Below are 15,267 nucleotides of genomic sequence, written 5' to 3'. Positions count from 1 at the left end.
TCTCGGCGAACTGCACGCGAGCGCCCGCAACAAGCTCAAGAGCGCTCAAAAGCGGCCTTCGATCATTGCCGCTTGCTGGATGCAGGCTACGCTGTGGTGACGTCATGAATTATGGAAGTCTCAATAGAAGAGCACTCGCGGCGGGACAGGATCAGTTCTCCTGCAAATCCGCAACGCCCATTCTGGTCGACATCCGGTAGTTTTCGCGACTGACACTAAGGGCACGCGAACATACCCGCCCATGCGGCATCATCTGGTTCGATGCGGAACGTCGTTGGGGAACGGATAGGGTGCGTGGGGGCCCGGCCATTCCGGTGCGGGCGGTCCGGTGAACGCGTCGCACCCCGCAAAGCCGGCCACGAACATGCAGGTCAGCAAACCGACCCCAAGCCGCCACAACCTCGCTCGAGCGTCCATCTGGCACCTCCTCGCACACCACCCGCTCCACTCATTGGACCGGCAACCAGGCCTCGGGTTGCACTGCGACGGCCCTGTTGCTATCGAATCCAAAGTGTTCGGCGAGCTTTGCTCACGTGGTCGAGACTTCTGACGCCAACCGAACCTGCCTGCGGAGTTCCTCGTCGTGCCGCTGGCGGGGTTCATGCAGCAGGAACACGGCAACCGCATCGTCAAGATGCGTGCGCCTGATTTTTTGCAGCCATCCGACGCCCGATTTCGTTGACGCCGACGCTGGAGATCTGCCCGGTGAGACCGCCAGCGGCGATACGCTCGGAATGCTGGATCGCCGCGCCGCGATCGGCCGCACGTTGGACGCTGTCACCATAAAGCGCGCGAACAGCCGAAGCGCGAGCGCGGCAAATCCGATCGCCCCAAACACCCAGCACAGCAGATGAAAACGCTCCTGCGCCAGATCGAAGCGTGCCTTCTGCTGCATCTGGACATTCTCCAGGGTGAGCTGGGCGCTTTTATAATCGCTGAACACCCCATCAGGCGCCTGACGCTCCGACGTCCGAAACGAATCAACCTGCGGAACTGGCTTCCAGAATCAGAAGCGGGTGCGCACGCCTGTCGTCAGTTCAAGCTGATTGGTCGCGCCAAACGTACTGCCGACCGTATAGCCGCCATGAAGCCTCATGTAGTCGCCGGCCAGATACAGTTCCGTGCGCTTTGAAAGGTGATAGAAGACCGAACCGTACAGCGTTTCCTTGAAGCCGTTGTGAAGGCCGGATGCCGGATCGAAAGCGCCAATGTTCGCGTTCGGAATATCGCCATCAGAGTTGTACGCGGCGTTCTTCACCCGCATCTGCTGATAGCCGAGTTCGTAGTCGAGCGGACCCTTCGGCGACAGCTTGAGCGACACGGTCCACGCGTTGTCCTGACGCTGACCGAGCGAGCCCTGATTGCCGAGGTACCGGAAGTAGCCCGCATTGGCGCGCAGAATACCGAACGTATAGTTGCCGCCCACCGAGAACGACTGATTCGTGATGCCGGCGCGGTTCACGTGGTTGTAGAAGCCCGATACATTGAACGGCCCGCCGTTATAACCCAGCGCTGCCTGATAATTGGAATTGGAGCCAAAGCTCGTCGAGTTGCCAAACGCGTAACCGGCGCTCGCGAAGATACCGTTGCTGAAGAGCTTCTTCCACGCGACACCGTTGTTGTAGCGCGTGCCCGTCGCGCTGCCCGCGTAGAAAATCATCTGCTTGAAGTTGTTCGAGTTCGTCCACCCGCCCTCTTCCGTGGTCAGCCGCGCGCTGCCATACGGGTCGCCGTAGATCGCCGCTGCATCGCGTGCGATGGTGTTCTGGAAGCCCGCCGTGATCTTGCCGAACGTGTCGTTTTCGATGCCGACCCATGCGTCGCGGTCGAATATCTGACCAGGGTCTTCCATCTGACCGTTCGCGACGACGAATTCACTTTCCAGCCGGAAGATGATTTTCGTGCCGCCACCGATGTCTTCCGCCCCCTTCAGGCCCCAACGACTGCCGCTGAACCACGGTTCACCGTCGTTGCCCATGCCGATGACGTGATTGCCGTTCGCATCCGCATGCGTCCGGTAGGTCGGAAAGCTCAGGTCCATCAGTCCGTAAAGCTGGACACTCGACTGCGCGTGCGCGGCCGTCGCTCCAAGCGCACTGGCCGCAATAGCCAGCGTAAGATACTTTTTCTTCAAGATCGTCTCCTCTGATTGCTGCGTTGAATCCGGTTGTTGTGCTCGCGGCTGCTGCAGCCGTCCGTCCGGCTATGTGAAGCTGGTTTGCGATGGACGCCATACTAGTTACCCCAATCCTTCGCGCTCCTTTCACGTGTCATTTGTACAACTAAGTGAATACACTGATATGCATAATGACGCGCCGACTCCGCGGCGCAGCCATTCGTTCGCCTCGTCGTGCGCAGCCGACCGTGAGCGGCGCCACGATACAGCCACGCACGTCGCCTGTGGTCGGCCTCAGCAGCCCGGTGATCATGCTGAGCGTGGTCGATTTACCACAACCGGTCGGCCCCACCACTGCAACGAACTCGCCTTTTGCTACCGACATGCTGAAGTTGCGCAACGCAACTGTCGCCTTGCCATCGGGGCTAATAAAGCGATATCACACCGAGCGAAACTCGATGACCGGCGCGTTCTGGGAAACACCGTGATTCATTCTCCGTTATTGTCGGCCGCGAAGTGCTGCCTGGCTGCATCAATGGCGCGATTATGGGCGGATGAATCCTTCCCAACGCTTTCACCGCAACGTCTTTCATTTAGGGGATTTCCATGAGACGGCCGTTTACGGATGTGAAAGCATGGCCACGTTACCGTCTGCTTCGATCTTTCGCTGCCTGATTCAGGAGAGACTGAGTCGAGGCATGAAAAACCCCGATCAGAACTCATCGCCGGTGAAAGCGTTGACAAATGCTCGCGCGCGGCAAGCGCGTCAGCGAGATTGCCGAAACGTTCGTGGTCAGTGCGAAGAGTATCAGCACGCACAAGTTGCGGCTGATGCCAAAGATCAGTATAGCCAATCATTATGAGTTGATCCGCTATTCGGTCCGGCACGGCGTGAGAGCTGCCTGACCACGCGTGGTGGGATCAGACAGAAGACGCACCGGCCGACACGGCGCCGGGTCGCTGTCGCCAGGGCGGAAACGCCGGCATTATCCAATGAGGTGATTCTGACGTGCGTGCGCTGGTACGTCGCGCATTCATCGTGTCTGCGTCATCTGAAGGAGATGGTCGAAAGCGAAAACGAGGTCGACCATTCAACGATGCGTCGCGGGGCTTCAGGATATTGTCGGTGCTGAAGAAGGCGTCTCGTTGTCACCAGCGCCTGTCGACGGGAGCGGCGGGGGCGACGAAACCGGCATGAAAACCTGGCCGTCGACAGTTATGCGTTGCTCTGGCCTGCCGGGTGGCTCTTCACATGATCGATAAAGGCACGCAGCTTCGGCATGACCTGTCGGCGGCCTGGATAGTAGAGAAACACGCCCGGTATCACCGGCGCGAACGGCTGCAGCACGTCTACCAGCTTTCCAGTTCGCAGTCCTTCAGCGACCATCGGCTCGGGTAGCTGGGCAAGGCCTATACCTTCGACTGCCGCACCCAGCATGGTGGGAAAGTCATGGGCGATGAAAGGGCCGCTTACGGCGACCTCGATCGCGTTGCCGTCATCGTTGAATGACCATAGCGCGAGCGCGCCGCTGGATCTGCGCCATCGCAAGCACGCGTGTTGGCGCAGATCGTCAGTGTGCTCCGGGCGGCCGCGCCCTGCGAAGTAGGCCGGGCTGCCGACGACGATCAAACGAAACGGGGGCGTCAACGGCACCGCGACCATATCGGCGTCGACGAACTGACCGAGTCGGATACCTGCGTCGAACCCTTCAGTTGCAAGATCGACCAGCTCGTTGCTTGCGGCGATCTCCACTTCGACCTCGGGATAAGCCTCGCAGAACGATGCGATCAGGGGTTCCAGCAGGATTGGCACCACCGCGCGCGGCACCGAAAGACGCAACAACCCGGTGGGCCGTTGGCCGAGGCCACGCGCAACCTCGCTGGCGGCGACAAGCTCCTCGAAGGCGGGCTTTGCGCGCAAAAGAAATTGTTCGCCAGCTTCGGTCAGGCCGACGCTACGCGTGGTGCGCATGAAGAGTGCTGCGCCAATGCGCTCTTCCAGTACACGCACCGCCTGGCTGATGGCCGACGGCGTCACGCCGAGTTCCGCGGCTGCCCGACGAAAACTGCGATGCCGGGCAACGCTCAGGAATGCCTCCACGCCATCGAGCGCGCCCTGCCTGACTGTGAAGATCTGCTTCATAGCCCGTCAACATTGTGATGAATAGTCGCTCGCGAGACACGATGGTACACCTATACCTGTGGACCAGGAGTCGCGCCGACGTCGCCTCGCAAACCCTGGACAATCCGCTAGGACCGTGGAGGAACCTTGCAATGAACGATGCATTTGATGGCGTGCGCGATCACTATCGCGCGACCGGCCTGACCGAGCGGCTGAAGATCGCGCTCGCGGTCCTTGGACCGGAGGATCAGCCGCTCACACCCGAGCAATTGGGCGCTCTTGATCAGTTCCACACCCGTGGGCTTGCTGCCACCGCCGAGCTTGCCGGCATGGCCCGGATCACCGCCGACATGTCGGTGCTGGACGTCGGTTCGGGCGTTGGCGGCCCGGCCCGTTTCCTGGCCGCAACCTATGGCTGCCGGGTGACGGGTATCGACCTCAGCGAGCCGTTCGTGGATGCCGCACGCTATCTCACGCGGCGCACAGGGCAGAGCGAACAGGTGTCGTTCCATACCGCCAGCGCGCTGGAACTTCCCTTCGACGACGGCGATTTCGACGCCGTATTCCTGCAGCACGTAGCAATGAACATCGCCGACCGCGCACGGCTTTACCGGGAGATCCAACGCGTGCTGAAGTCAGGCGGCAGGTTCGCGACGTTCGACGTCGTCGCAAACGGCGGCGAACCGCACTACCCCCTTCCCTGGGCGCGAACGCCGGCAACAAGCTTCCTCCTGACGGCCGATGCAACGCGCGAGGCGATCGAACAGGCAGGTTTCCGCACGCTGACATGGCAAGACGACACCGAGACCGCAAAGGCCTGGTTTGCCCAGCTGCGTGCGTCAGGGCCGCCGCCCTCCCCGAATCTCGGCGTCGTAATGGGGCTGGACTTCGCCCAGCTTGCCGGCAACCTGGGGCGAAATCTCATGGAAGGCCGACTCGGCATACTGACAGCGGTGTTCGAGGCCGCATCCGCGAAGACTGAAAATCACCTGGAGAACCGCTGATGACCGCCTTCCCCGTCCCCGTTGATATTGCCCCGCCGGGTCGCGCGTGGCGCAGCCTGCTTTGGCTCATCCCGTTAGTGGCGCTGTGGATCGTGTTGATCTATTGGCAGCCAATTATCCCGACCAGCGGCGTTCCGACCACAGCTCATCAGTTGACGGCCCATGCGCTGATCGCGGTTGGTTTGTGGCTCAGCCTCGAACACACGGACCTGACGCCGGGCCAACGCCGTACGGCCTGGCTGGCGGTCATGATCCCTGACACGCTTTGGTTCGCTGTCGCCTGGAGCGCGGCGATCAATGGCGCCTTTCGCACGGGCGCCTCACCCTTGCCGTTGTTGCCGTTGGCGATCTTCCTGCCGGTGATGATCGGCGCGCCGCTGCTGCTGTTGTCGATGCGGGTGGGACGGGTGCTCGACGCGATGCCGGCGAGTTGGCTTGTCGCTCTTCAGCTTTACCGGGTATTCGGCAGCTGGGCGCTCGCTGCCTGGATGCATGGGTTGCTGCCAGGCGTGTTCGCGTTGCCGGCGGGAATTGGCGATGTGTTGACCGGCCTGTTCGCCGTGCCGGTGGCAATCGCCGTGGCGAGCGGTGCAACGCAAGCGCGGAAGGCGGCGATCGCCTGGAACATCTTCGGCCTCGCCGACTTCGCCGTCGCGATTACGTTGGGGATGATCACCTCACCCGGCCCGTTCCAGCTGATCGTCCCGAGCATGCCGAGTATCGGCGCCGGCGCCTATCCAGATGCGCTGACCCCTGCGTTCGTGGTGCCTGGCTCGATCCTGCTGCACGCACTGTCGCTGCGCCAGTTGATGCGGCGACGCGCCGGCTGATCTCGATCATGGCTTTAATGCGCCAGACAACATCTGTCAGGAGGCAAAATGTCACCGGAACTTCTCTTCCAGTTGCAGCTCGTTCTGGGGTACGTCGCGTGGCTGCTTTTCTTCCGTGTATATGTCTGGCCCAGGCTCAGGTCGATGGACCCATTCGAAGCGCAACGCGCCATCGCCACGTTGCACAGCTTCCGCTTCTTCGGGCTGGTCTTTATTCTGCCGGGCGTCGTTAGTCCGGATCTGCTCACCGGCTTCGCTGTATTCGCCGCATACGGTGACCTGGCAACGGGCGTTCTGGCGATGCTGGCGCTACTCGCAGCACGGGTACGCTCACTCTTCTGGTCGTTCGTCGTAGCCTTCAATCTTGTGGGAGCGACCGACCTCATCCTCGACTACTTCCACGCTATCCAGTCCGATCTTCCTGCGCGCGCGGGAGAACTGGGCGCCATGTACGCGATTCCGATCATCTACGTGCCAGCGCTGATGATTACGCATGTTTCCGCCTTCTTTTTGCTGCTGCGCCCCAGCCCAAGGCGGCTCGGAGCTACTTGTCTTTCCGTAAGTCATGACATCACCAAGGTATAGCCTCCTTCCAGCAGGCGGCGATGACCGAGGGAAGTTTGTGCGCGCTCCTGAGCGCCGCCGCAGCTTTGTAACCGCTTCGCAGCTAGTGGACGACGAGGCTATCATCGGTGCGATCGCCGAACCCGGCGATGAGGTCTACGATTTACGCAGTGCATCATTCGTATATTTTGAGCAACGCCGCCAGCGCTCCTTCGATTATTTTGTTCGACAAGCTTGGGTCATTCACTGCGCGAGCGAGTGCTATTGAACCAACGCAAGTGCTGAAGATCATGACCGCTTTAGCCTGAGCGTCTTCTGTCTCCGGCAAAGACTGTGCGAGCAAAGCGATGATCTCACTGACACTTTCGGTGAACGCCTCGCGAGTTGCGTCGGGCGCGCGCGCCACGTCGTTGACTAACGCTGAAATTGGGCAACCTCTGCCGACGTTGTTCCGATGGCTCCCCGACACATATGTGCTTATCGCGCGCTGAGGCTCCGTCTGGAGCGCGTTCTGAAAATGCTCGATGTCATGCAGCGCCGTGATGAAAGCCTCGGTCACGAGCGTATCGCGTGACTCGAAATGCTTGTAGAAGCCGCCGACGGTTAAGCCTGCTTCTTTCATGATGTCGCCGACACTGATCCCGTCAACGCCGCGCTCGCGGAAACGACATGCGGCGATCTGCACGATCCGCTGATGCGTGGCCAGTTTGTCTGCTTGTGAGTGCCCCATTTTTCAGTCTCAAAGTGCATGGTGCTACCAGTCAATCGGCAAGGCCGTTCGCCCGGTCGTTGCGCCGCAGCGCTTAGCGCGCGTCCCGCGACGACCTCACGATTGCCGTCAGTTGCAAAGTCCTCGCAATCCGAAAGCCGAGCTCCCGATACAGACGAACGGCGGAAAAATTATTGGTGAACACATGAAGGAACGGTACCTTGTTGCGTTCCTGGATCGTTGCCGACAGATGCTCCATCAACAGTCGGCCCAACCCTCGGCCACGCCATTCCGGGTGCGTGCACACAGCGCTGATTTCGACGTACTTTCCGGCAGTCATTCGTTCGCCCGCCATCGCCACCAGCTGGCCGCCCTCTCTGATACCAAAGAAGTGACCTAGTTCGTTGGTCCGGGCGTTGAATGGTCCCGGTTCCGTCAGCTCGGCGAGTCGGAGCATATCAGGTGCGTCGTCGATGCCAAGTCGCACGATCCGCTCGTCGGACGATACGGTGAAGCTGTTGGCAGCAACCATCTGATTCACCACAGCCTCGCGCACGACGTCGAAGCCAGGCGGCAAGTCCAGCTTGCCCGCCGTGAAGAATGATAGGCGCTGTCCCGGCCGGAGCATCGCTGCAACTTGCGAGACGCTTTGCGCGCTGTAATTCTGTGCGGCCCCGAACGGCGCAAATTCCGGACGATACCGGGCACCGCCTTCGCCGCGCTCGACGACGGCTGGAGGCGTTTCATTCAGAGCGATCCAGACGGGATTGGCCAGGTATTCCTCGGTCGCGATCTCACTGGCTGTATCGATGTGGGAGGACTGCATGACAAGCTCCTGTTCTGTTCGTCTTCTCTGCTGTGGAATCGCGCTCAGGCGAACCGTGCCGCGTGCTTCCTGATAAAAGCCTGGACTGTCATCGGCGGAGTGCCGGTCAAATCCTCAATGAAGGAATTGGTGCCGGCGAAAACGCCTTCCTGGTAATCGACGGCAACCGACAGCAGATGCTGCGTGAGCGTATCGCTGAATTTTTCATCCGTGTCCAGGCGCTTTTTGAACAGGTCCAGATCGACCGGTTGATACTTCACCGTTCTACCCAGCGCCTGGCTCATCTCGGCCGCAATCTCGTAGTGATTCATCTCGACCGGCCCGTAGAGCGGATAAACTTTGCCCGCGTGCGGCGCCGGATCGCGAAGGATCGCGGCGATTACGCGCCCCTGATCCTCGGCTGCAATCGGCGCGTGGCGCCCTTCGCCAAAGGGCAGACGCAGCACTCCGTCCTTTTTGATGTTCGCGACTTGACCCGGGTAGGTCAGCCATTGAGCGAAGAACGTGGGGCGCAGATGCGTGACCGGCGTGCCAGCCCAGTCGAACACCTGTTCCGAGATCCAGTGGTCTCGCGCGGCATGGCTTTTCGCTTCCCGGCGGGCCGAAATCTGCGACATGTTCACAATCGATTCGATTCCGGCCTCACGGGCAGCCTGCGCAAACGATGCGCTGGCCGCAATCCCTCCAGCCTCGATCGGATAGACGAAATAGGCCGATGAGATGCCTTGAAGAGCGCGTGCCACATCGTCGATATTTGAGAGGTCGCCAACCACTACGTCGACGCCCTGCGCACGCAACCGCTCCGAGCGGGTGTCCTCGCGCCGCACCAGAGTGCGTACCTGTTCGCCCGCAGCCAGAAGGGCCGTTGTCGCTGCTCCGCCCGTGTCGCCAGTTGCGCCCGCGATAAAGAATGTACGAAAAGCCATTTGAAACCTCCGCTGAATTCATTGGTTGAGAAGGTGACGAATCGTTCGGTCACCGGATCTGAACTGGAGTATAGTCATAATCCTGATCGGCGATAGATGAGAATTCCGCACTAGTCTGTTGCGAAATGCCTTTCTGGACGCAGCCGGCAAGCGCGCTCGGCTGCCTTAGCGAACGCCCGCTGCATTGAAAACCGCGTCCTTCCTTCCCGAACGAACCGCACATCGGCGAATGTTCCTGCCATGCAGTTCCACCGCTTGTCGCAAGTTCGAGTCTGCGACAGGCATTGCATCTGGCACGGTCGGTTTCGTTTTACCAAGTATTCCTACTTATCTCCGGCAACCATCGACCTGTCGTGTTCTCTGACAATCAGTGACCGGCATAGTGACGTGCCATCTCTGAACTTGTCGTGCGCTGCCTTGGAGAAATGAGTTGGTGCAGCTTGCACGGCCTAGCGCTCTATTAGCCGGCCAACGTCATCAATTCCAACGCAGCAACGATGCGTTCAAGCATCCAGCGAGGCGTGAATTTGGTATGGCTGAGCATGACACCGATGCGACCTGGCGCTTCATGGCATGGCTCACGAGGTGTTGACCTTGGTGACGGTGGGGTTGTGGTCCCTCAACCCCTTTGTAGCGCAATTGACGAGCTCCCGTCCGCCGCTTGTCCCTCAATCGACGGCGATGGGCCGGCACTCGTCATTTTTCGTATAGGAAAAATACCAATACGTAACGAAAACGTTTTGAGGTACATTCTCGCTCACGTTCCAACCCAGCTCTTTCGCGGACCGATGTGATGCAAGACCAGAAGACCGTAGTGGTAATCGGAAGCGGCATCGTTGGCCTCAGTTGCGCTTTCTTCGCGCGCCGCGCGGGGTATCGGGTGCGCGTGATCGATCCGAACATCAATGACCGGCGCGCCAGCTTTGGCAACGCCGGCATTTTGGCCGTATGCGAAACGCTCCCGCTCGCTAATCCCGCGCTGCTGCGCCAGTTGCCCTCCCTGCTCCTGTCGCGCGACAGTCCCCTGCATGTCCGCTGGCGTTATCTTCCTGCGCTTGCTCCCTGGCTCGTTCAGTTCGCGCGATCCAGTGCACGCGGTCCGTCGCTTCGCTCTGCGCTCGCCCTTAATTCGATCCTGCAAACCGCGCTCGACGCACATGCCGAACTCGCCACGGCCTGCTCGGCCGTGGAATTTCTGGCGCCGACGGGCTGGATCAAGGCCTATCAGTCCGAAGAGGCCTTTGGAAGCCAGTCGGCGGAACGGGCTGCGCTCGCTGACTGGGGTGTCGCCATGCAGTCTCTGTCACGCGCGGACGTCAACGAGCTCGCCCCGGGTTTCGAAGGCGTGTTCGCAAAGGCCACACTGTTCCCCGACTGTCAGCAGGTCAAGAATCCTGGACGATACATCGCCCGCATCCAGGGTGCATGCGTGGAACACGGCGTCGAGTTCATAGAGGACACGGTTCGGCACTTTCATTTCGCGGACGACCGGGTCACAAGGGTGCAGGCGACGGAGCGCGTGATCGAGGGTGACATCTTCGTGATCGCCTGCGGCGCCTGGTCCAAACGACTCGCCGCCGACATTGGCGAAAGAGTTCCCCTCGACACCGAGCGCGGTTATCACGTCATGCTCGATACGCGAAATCGTATGTTGCTCCGGTCCCCGCTTTTCTGGCATGAGAAATCCGTGGTCTTCTCCCAGCTCGATTACGGACTTCGGATGACGAGCAGTGTGGAATTCGCAGGACTGAATGCCCCGCCCCGGTACCAGAATATCGATCGTACCCTGAGCGTCATCAAAGGTATCGCGCCGGCGCTCGCTGAACTGCCGGTTGAATCCCGATGGCTCGGATTCCGGCCGTCGATGCCCGACTCCGTCCCGGTGATCGGGCGCTCTGCCCACCAACCGAACTGTTTCCTTGCGTTTGGGCACGGCCATCTTGGCCTGACGCTCGGTCCGCAGACCGGACGCCTCATCGCCCAGGCCATTCGAGGCGCCAGGACCGACATCGATCTCGCACCGTTTTCATCCTCAAGATTTGCGTCACGGTCGTCGAGCGACGCCACCGTAGTCTGAGGCCCAAGTTTTCGCCGGAGCTTTCTCCATGCTCATTCTCGACTCATCTGAGACCGCACAGCGGCTGCCGTTTGACCGCCTTATCGACGCAATCGGCGCGATGTTTGTCAACGGCTGCTCAGTGCCTCTTCGTCACAGTCATTCGATTGAGGGCGCTGGTGACGACCTGCCGGGAACACTGCTGCTTATGCCGGCGTGGGAAAAAGGCGGACGCATCGGTATCAAGACCGTCTCGGTGTTTCCGTCGAACCGCCGCCGGTCGCTTCCGGGCCTGCATTCCACCTTTATCCTCCTTGACGCGACGACCGGCGTCCCTCTGTCGATGCTCGATGGTGATGTAATCACCTCCAGACGCACCGCTGCTGCATCCGCCCTCGCTGCGCGCATGCTCAGTCGGCCTGACTCAGCGAGCCTCCTCCTGGCCGGCTCCGGCCGTGTCGGCTCACTGATCCCCGACGCTTATGCTGCGGTGCGCCCGATCCGGAAGGTCGCCGTCTGGGACATCAATGCGAACAGTGCCGAGGAGCTCGTCAGCAGCCTGAATGCGCGCGGCTTCTCCGCAGCAGTTGCTGTTGATCTCGAGCGCGCGGTCGCAGACGCTGACATCGTCTCGTGTGCGACCTTGTCCACGAAGCCGCTCGTGAAAGGCGCGTGGTTGCGGCCTGGCACTCACCTGGACCTGATCGGTGGCTTCACACCGACGATGCGCGAATCGGACGACGACTGCTTTGTTGGCACGTCGGTATTTGTCGATACCGACGAGGCGCTGATGAAAGCAGGCGATCTGCTTTCGCCGATGCAATCGGGCGCCTTCGACAAAGCGATGGTACGAGCGACCCTTGAGCAGCTTTGCCGCCGCGAACATCCGGGACGGAAGGTGCGCGACGAGATCACGGTCTTCAAGGCGGTCGGGACAGCGCTCGAGGACCTGGCAGCCGCATCCCTCGCTTACGACGCACCCACAGGTGCGTGAGTCACCCCATTCACTACTTGCACGATCGGGCGAAGTCTGTCGGGTCGGCCAGGCTGCAGTTTCGAAACCACCCAACTCAAAACGGGAGATGCACATGTGTGTTCTTAAGAAAATCCGGATTAGCGCAGTCGTGGCCGCTACGGGCCTTCTGCTGAGCGGAGTCGCGAGCGCCGATGACGTCACGCGCATCGGCGTCGCCGTACCGCTGACCGGAAACAATGCAGCATACGGCAAAGACATCGAGAACGCCGTGAAGCTGGCGGTCTCGGAGGCGAACGCGTCGAACCTTACGATTGGGGGCAAGCCGCTCAAGTTGGTAGTCGAATCGGGAGACGACCAGGCCGATCCCAGAACCGGCGTGCAGATTGCGCAGCAACTGGTGGACAAGGGTGTGACCGTCGTGATCGGACACTTCAACTCGGGGACGACAATCCCCGCTTCAAAAATTTACTCGAACGCTCATGTTCCGATGATCACGCCTGCTGCCACGAATCCAACGATCACCGAGCAAGGCAGCGCCTACGTCTTCAGCATCATCGCGACCGACGCGCAGAACGCTGGCGCGGCAGGCCGTTACGCGGTCGAAGTCGCGAAGGCGAAGCGCATCGCCGTGATCGACGATCGCACTGCGTTCGGCCAGGGCGAGGCCGACGAGTTTGTCAAAGCAGTGACCGCTGCGCAGGGCGGCATCGTGGATCGGCAATATACGAATGACAAGGCCGTCGACTTCAGCGCGCAACTGACGCATATCAAAGGCCAGAACGCTGATCTGGTGTTTTTTGCCGGACTGAATCCTCAGGCGGGCATGGTAAAGAAAAAGATGAAGCAGCTCGGCATCCGTGCGCAGTTTGTGGGCGGTGGCGGTGTGGTCGAGCCGACCTTCCTGGGTGTTGCCGGCGCGGATGCGGAGGGCGCGATGGCGTGGGAGTACGGTTCGCCGATCGCTTCGCTTCCCCGCGGCAAGGAATTCGAGGCCAAGTATCAGCAGAAGTTCGGTTCTGCCATGCTCTCGTATGCGCCGTTCGCCTATGATGCAACGTGGTCTGCCATCAAGGCGATGCAAGCGGCCAATTCCACGAAGCCGGCTGATTTTCTGGCGAAGCTCCGTGCGCAGGAATATGCGGGGATCACTGGCGATATTCAGTTCACGGCATCCGGCGCGTTGACGCGCCCGTCGACTACGCTGTACCAGGTCGCGAACGGGAAATGGGTGCCAGTTAAGACCGTCAGATAAGCTGAACCGGCAATTTACACGGTGCCATTGCGATGTCGCCGGGGCCGTCGCGCTCCGGCGGCTGCGCATCGGCTAAGCCAGCGTGATGTGTGAGCACACCCACAGGACTTTCGCGTCCGCGTCGCCGCCGGAAACGCAAGCGTGCCCCATCGCGCTATCGAAATACATCGCATCTCCTTTATCGAGTACACACGGCGCATAGAACTCGGTATTGACGATAATCGTCCCTTCGAGGACATAAATGAACTCTTCGCCATCGTGCCGGAGCAGGCTTCGGAATTCCCCGATGCTGTGCGCCTTGACCGTCGTGAAGAGCGGAACGAATCGCTTGTCCGCCAGATCGCCGTTCAGCACCTCATACACGTATTGAGCCGTCTCGTGCACGATTCCGTCGCCAGCCTTCGTAATGCTGCGGCGTCCCAACGGAACTGGCTTGGGCGCCTGGCTGAACAACTCGCTTACATCGACACCCAGACCGATAGCAAGCGCAGCGATCTTCTCGTACGTGGGCGAGAGCTGCCCGTTCTCGATCTTGGAAAGCGTCGAGATAGCGATCGACGACCGTTTGCTCAACTGCTGCAACGTCAGCCGAGCACTCGTTCGCAATCGCCGTAGCGTTTCGCCGAGCGTTCCCGGTTGTCCGTCGCTGCTTGTGCGCTTTGGTACCACTGTATCGCTTTGACTGTTCACTTATGTCGCCGCTCGCAGGCGGGCCGATGCGTTTACCTCTTGGCATTGTATCAAAGCGAAAGTAATTTTCTGATACGAGAATCGGGCCTCCTCTACCATTTCGTGGCAGGGGCGGGTCCTTGCCGCGGAAGTCTAATGACGCGGCCTTACTGCTGAAAGCCGGGCTCGATGTGATCGGTCCAAGGGCTGGCGCGTGGTCACGCCACTACGTGTCGGTACAGTCGTGAGGGGGCGAGGGACTCCACGCGTGCGGTAGCGAGACTATCCTCTGGCGGTATTCCGGCAATACCAAGTGACAACCGGCCCAACGGACGACGGCGCGACCGCATGCGCGACAAAACGGCCACCGGAGTGGCCCGGTGAGTGAGCGTATAGCTGACCGTTTGTGGCCGCTGAGAGTCCCACGCCGACGGTCGGCCGATTGTTTCGGGATCGGTCTGCCACGCGAAAGGCGCGGGTCGACGGCAGATGCAACCGGTCGATGCAGTGGACCGTCCCCGCACAGAAGCGATGGGCCGAGGACATTTATTACTCAGCGACTCGGCGCACAAATTCCAGCGCGAATCTCACGTTATAGGCGAGGAAGCGTCCTTCCGGTGTTATGGCGAGGCCAGCAATATTCTCACGCTGGAAGTCGTCAAGACGGGCCGACTCAATCGACCTTGATGACTTCAAGACCCATCTGTGCTCCGGCGAGCGATTCCGCGTCTGCATCGGGTATCGTCGCAAGCCTGGTATAACAAACGGTGAGGAGGAACGGGGGCGTCTGAAAACAGCGATTGAAGCGTCGCTGAACATGAAGGTAGAGGCATGAGCGAGGCGGAAGTGCAACCCGAAGTGCAAACTGTTTTCCCCCACGCCTCAGGCCAGCACAAGCTGCCCCGCCGCATACCGCGTCAGCACCGAAGCAAGGATCATGTCGAGCGCATTCGACGGCGGTGCGGTGCCGCGGTGGAACGGCCGAAACACCACATCGCCCCGCTTGACCGACATGCCGCTGAGCGCGCAAACACCGCTGACGCGCGCATAGCCGGCGCGCCAGGTCTGGTCGAGATAGCTGCCGCGCGTGGCGTCGCTCCACGAAACGAGCACCGTCGTGTCGGTTTGCCATTCGATGCTGCGAATCGTCGGGACGCGGCCGTTGAACACCGCGCGTGCAGCCACCGGGCGGCTGCGTCGGTTGCGGCGCCCCGAAG

The 15,267-nt window shown here is 60.6% G+C and carries 15 protein-coding genes and 2 pseudogenes; 8 read left to right on the top strand and 9 right to left on the bottom strand.

The window, feature by feature from the left end:
* Window positions 1–529: 529 nt before the first annotated feature.
* The 3 genes and pseudogenes from C0Z16_RS28385 to C0Z16_RS28375 form a co-directional block, all read right to left on the bottom strand.
* Window positions 530–895: a hypothetical protein gene (locus C0Z16_RS28385; protein WP_102635375.1), complete on the bottom strand. Its 366-nt coding sequence runs from the start codon at window positions 893–895 to the stop codon at window positions 530–532.
* Between the two features lie 111 nt (window positions 896–1,006).
* Window positions 1,007–2,134, bottom strand: a complete 1,128-nt coding sequence (locus C0Z16_RS28380; protein WP_102635374.1) for a porin — start codon at window positions 2,132–2,134, stop codon at window positions 1,007–1,009.
* 189 nt (window positions 2,135–2,323) lie between these two features.
* A pseudogene (locus tag C0Z16_RS28375) lies at window positions 2,324–2,546 on the bottom strand (ATP-binding cassette domain-containing protein); the annotation flags it as partial.
* 314 nt (window positions 2,547–2,860) lie between these two features.
* On the opposite strand from C0Z16_RS28375, the gene C0Z16_RS28370 reads away from it, so the two are divergent.
* Both C0Z16_RS28370 and C0Z16_RS39635 read left to right on the top strand, forming a co-directional pair.
* Entirely contained in the window at window positions 2,861–3,022 is a 162-nt protein-coding gene (locus C0Z16_RS28370; RefSeq protein WP_102635373.1) for a LuxR C-terminal-related transcriptional regulator, read from the top strand.
* 54 nt (window positions 3,023–3,076) lie between these two features.
* Window positions 3,077–3,228 (top strand): annotated as a pseudogene (locus tag C0Z16_RS39635) (IS6 family transposase); the annotation flags it as partial.
* 104 nt (window positions 3,229–3,332) lie between these two features.
* Here the strand turns inward: C0Z16_RS39635 and C0Z16_RS28365 are convergent.
* The gene (locus tag C0Z16_RS28365) at window positions 3,333–4,259 is read right to left on the bottom strand and encodes a LysR family transcriptional regulator (RefSeq protein ID WP_102635372.1); all 927 of its coding nucleotides are present in this window, start codon (window positions 4,257–4,259) and stop codon (window positions 3,333–3,335) included.
* A gap of 131 nt (window positions 4,260–4,390) precedes the next feature.
* Between C0Z16_RS28365 and C0Z16_RS28360 the strand changes: the two genes are divergently transcribed.
* Genes C0Z16_RS28360 through C0Z16_RS28350 form a run of 3 tightly spaced genes read left to right on the top strand, consistent with a single transcriptional unit; the run spans window position 4,391 to window position 6,657 of the window.
* Window positions 4,391–5,242 (top strand): class I SAM-dependent methyltransferase, encoded by an 852-nt coding sequence (locus tag C0Z16_RS28360; RefSeq protein ID WP_102635371.1) that lies wholly within the window; start codon window positions 4,391–4,393, stop codon window positions 5,240–5,242.
* Window positions 5,242–6,072 carry an MFS transporter gene (locus C0Z16_RS28355; protein WP_102635370.1) on the top strand — a complete coding sequence of 277 codons (831 nt, stop codon included), beginning with the start codon at window positions 5,242–5,244 and terminating at the stop codon, window positions 6,070–6,072. Before C0Z16_RS28360 ends, C0Z16_RS28355 begins: the two co-directional genes overlap by 1 nt.
* A gap of 48 nt (window positions 6,073–6,120) precedes the next feature.
* Window positions 6,121–6,657, top strand: a complete 537-nt coding sequence (locus tag C0Z16_RS28350) for a hypothetical protein (RefSeq protein ID WP_102635369.1) — start codon at window positions 6,121–6,123, stop codon at window positions 6,655–6,657.
* Between the two features lie 154 nt (window positions 6,658–6,811).
* Here C0Z16_RS28350 and C0Z16_RS28345 read toward each other — a convergent pair whose 3' ends face one another.
* The 3 genes from C0Z16_RS28345 to C0Z16_RS28335 form a co-directional block, all read right to left on the bottom strand.
* Window positions 6,812–7,366 carry a TetR/AcrR family transcriptional regulator gene (locus tag C0Z16_RS28345; RefSeq protein ID WP_102635368.1) on the bottom strand — a complete coding sequence of 185 codons (555 nt, stop codon included), beginning with the start codon at window positions 7,364–7,366 and terminating at the stop codon, window positions 6,812–6,814.
* 73 nt (window positions 7,367–7,439) lie between these two features.
* Window positions 7,440–8,171, bottom strand: coding sequence for a GNAT family N-acetyltransferase (locus C0Z16_RS28340; RefSeq protein WP_102635367.1), 732 nt, complete (start codon window positions 8,169–8,171; stop codon window positions 7,440–7,442).
* A 44-nt stretch (window positions 8,172–8,215) separates the two neighbouring features.
* Window positions 8,216–9,097, bottom strand: a complete 882-nt coding sequence (locus tag C0Z16_RS28335) for an NmrA family NAD(P)-binding protein (protein WP_102635366.1) — start codon at window positions 9,095–9,097, stop codon at window positions 8,216–8,218.
* 793 nt (window positions 9,098–9,890) lie between these two features.
* Here C0Z16_RS28335 and C0Z16_RS28330 point away from each other — a divergent pair.
* From C0Z16_RS28330 to C0Z16_RS28320, 3 genes are all read left to right on the top strand, one after another.
* Entirely contained in the window at window positions 9,891–11,174 is a 1,284-nt protein-coding gene (locus C0Z16_RS28330; protein WP_102635365.1) for an NAD(P)/FAD-dependent oxidoreductase, read from the top strand.
* A 28-nt stretch (window positions 11,175–11,202) separates the two neighbouring features.
* Window positions 11,203–12,147, top strand: coding sequence for a bifunctional Delta(1)-pyrroline-2-carboxylate/Delta(1)-piperideine-2-carboxylate reductase (lhpI, locus tag C0Z16_RS28325; RefSeq protein ID WP_102635364.1), 945 nt, complete (start codon window positions 11,203–11,205; stop codon window positions 12,145–12,147).
* A gap of 94 nt (window positions 12,148–12,241) precedes the next feature.
* Complete coding sequence (locus tag C0Z16_RS28320) at window positions 12,242–13,381, top strand: branched-chain amino acid ABC transporter substrate-binding protein (RefSeq protein WP_102635363.1); 1,140 nt, start codon at window positions 12,242–12,244, stop codon at window positions 13,379–13,381.
* A 72-nt stretch (window positions 13,382–13,453) separates the two neighbouring features.
* Here C0Z16_RS28320 and C0Z16_RS28315 read toward each other — a convergent pair whose 3' ends face one another.
* The gene (locus C0Z16_RS28315; RefSeq protein WP_102635381.1) at window positions 13,454–14,050 is read right to left on the bottom strand and encodes a helix-turn-helix domain-containing protein; all 597 of its coding nucleotides are present in this window, start codon (window positions 14,048–14,050) and stop codon (window positions 13,454–13,456) included.
* Window positions 14,051–14,932: 882 nt separating this feature from the next.
* Window positions 14,933–15,235: a DUF3331 domain-containing protein gene (locus C0Z16_RS28305; RefSeq protein WP_244201384.1), complete on the bottom strand. Its 303-nt coding sequence runs from the start codon at window positions 15,233–15,235 to the stop codon at window positions 14,933–14,935.
* Window positions 15,236–15,267: the final 32 nt, after the last annotated feature.

It is taken from the genome of Paraburkholderia rhynchosiae (assembly GCF_002879865.1).
Taxonomy (GTDB): domain Bacteria; phylum Pseudomonadota; class Gammaproteobacteria; order Burkholderiales; family Burkholderiaceae; genus Paraburkholderia; species Paraburkholderia rhynchosiae.
Note: the sequence above shows the minus strand (reverse complement) of the source record. Positions and strands in the feature narration are given on the sequence as shown.

Coding starts and splice junctions, on each gene's coding strand:
- C0Z16_RS28355 (WP_102635370.1), top strand. CDS start 5,242: ATGACCGCCTTCCCCGTCCCCGTTGATATTGCCCCGCCGGGTCGCGCG.
- C0Z16_RS28330 (WP_102635365.1), top strand. CDS start 9,891: ATGCAAGACCAGAAGACCGTAGTGGTAATCGGAAGCGGCATCGTTGGC.
- C0Z16_RS28385 (WP_102635375.1), bottom strand. CDS start 895: ATGCAGCAGAAGGCACGCTTCGATCTGGCGCAGGAGCGTTTTCATCTG.
- C0Z16_RS28350 (WP_102635369.1), top strand. CDS start 6,121: ATGTCACCGGAACTTCTCTTCCAGTTGCAGCTCGTTCTGGGGTACGTC.
- C0Z16_RS28320 (WP_102635363.1), top strand. CDS start 12,242: ATGTGTGTTCTTAAGAAAATCCGGATTAGCGCAGTCGTGGCCGCTACG.
- C0Z16_RS28365 (WP_102635372.1), bottom strand. CDS start 4,259: ATGAAGCAGATCTTCACAGTCAGGCAGGGCGCGCTCGATGGCGTGGAG.
- C0Z16_RS28340 (WP_102635367.1), bottom strand. CDS start 8,171: ATGCAGTCCTCCCACATCGATACAGCCAGTGAGATCGCGACCGAGGAA.
- lhpI (WP_102635364.1), top strand. CDS start 11,203: ATGCTCATTCTCGACTCATCTGAGACCGCACAGCGGCTGCCGTTTGAC.
- C0Z16_RS28335 (WP_102635366.1), bottom strand. CDS start 9,097: ATGGCTTTTCGTACATTCTTTATCGCGGGCGCAACTGGCGACACGGGC.
- C0Z16_RS28370 (WP_102635373.1), top strand. CDS start 2,861: ATGCTCGCGCGCGGCAAGCGCGTCAGCGAGATTGCCGAAACGTTCGTG.
- C0Z16_RS28345 (WP_102635368.1), bottom strand. CDS start 7,366: ATGGGGCACTCACAAGCAGACAAACTGGCCACGCATCAGCGGATCGTG.
- C0Z16_RS28360 (WP_102635371.1), top strand. CDS start 4,391: ATGAACGATGCATTTGATGGCGTGCGCGATCACTATCGCGCGACCGGC.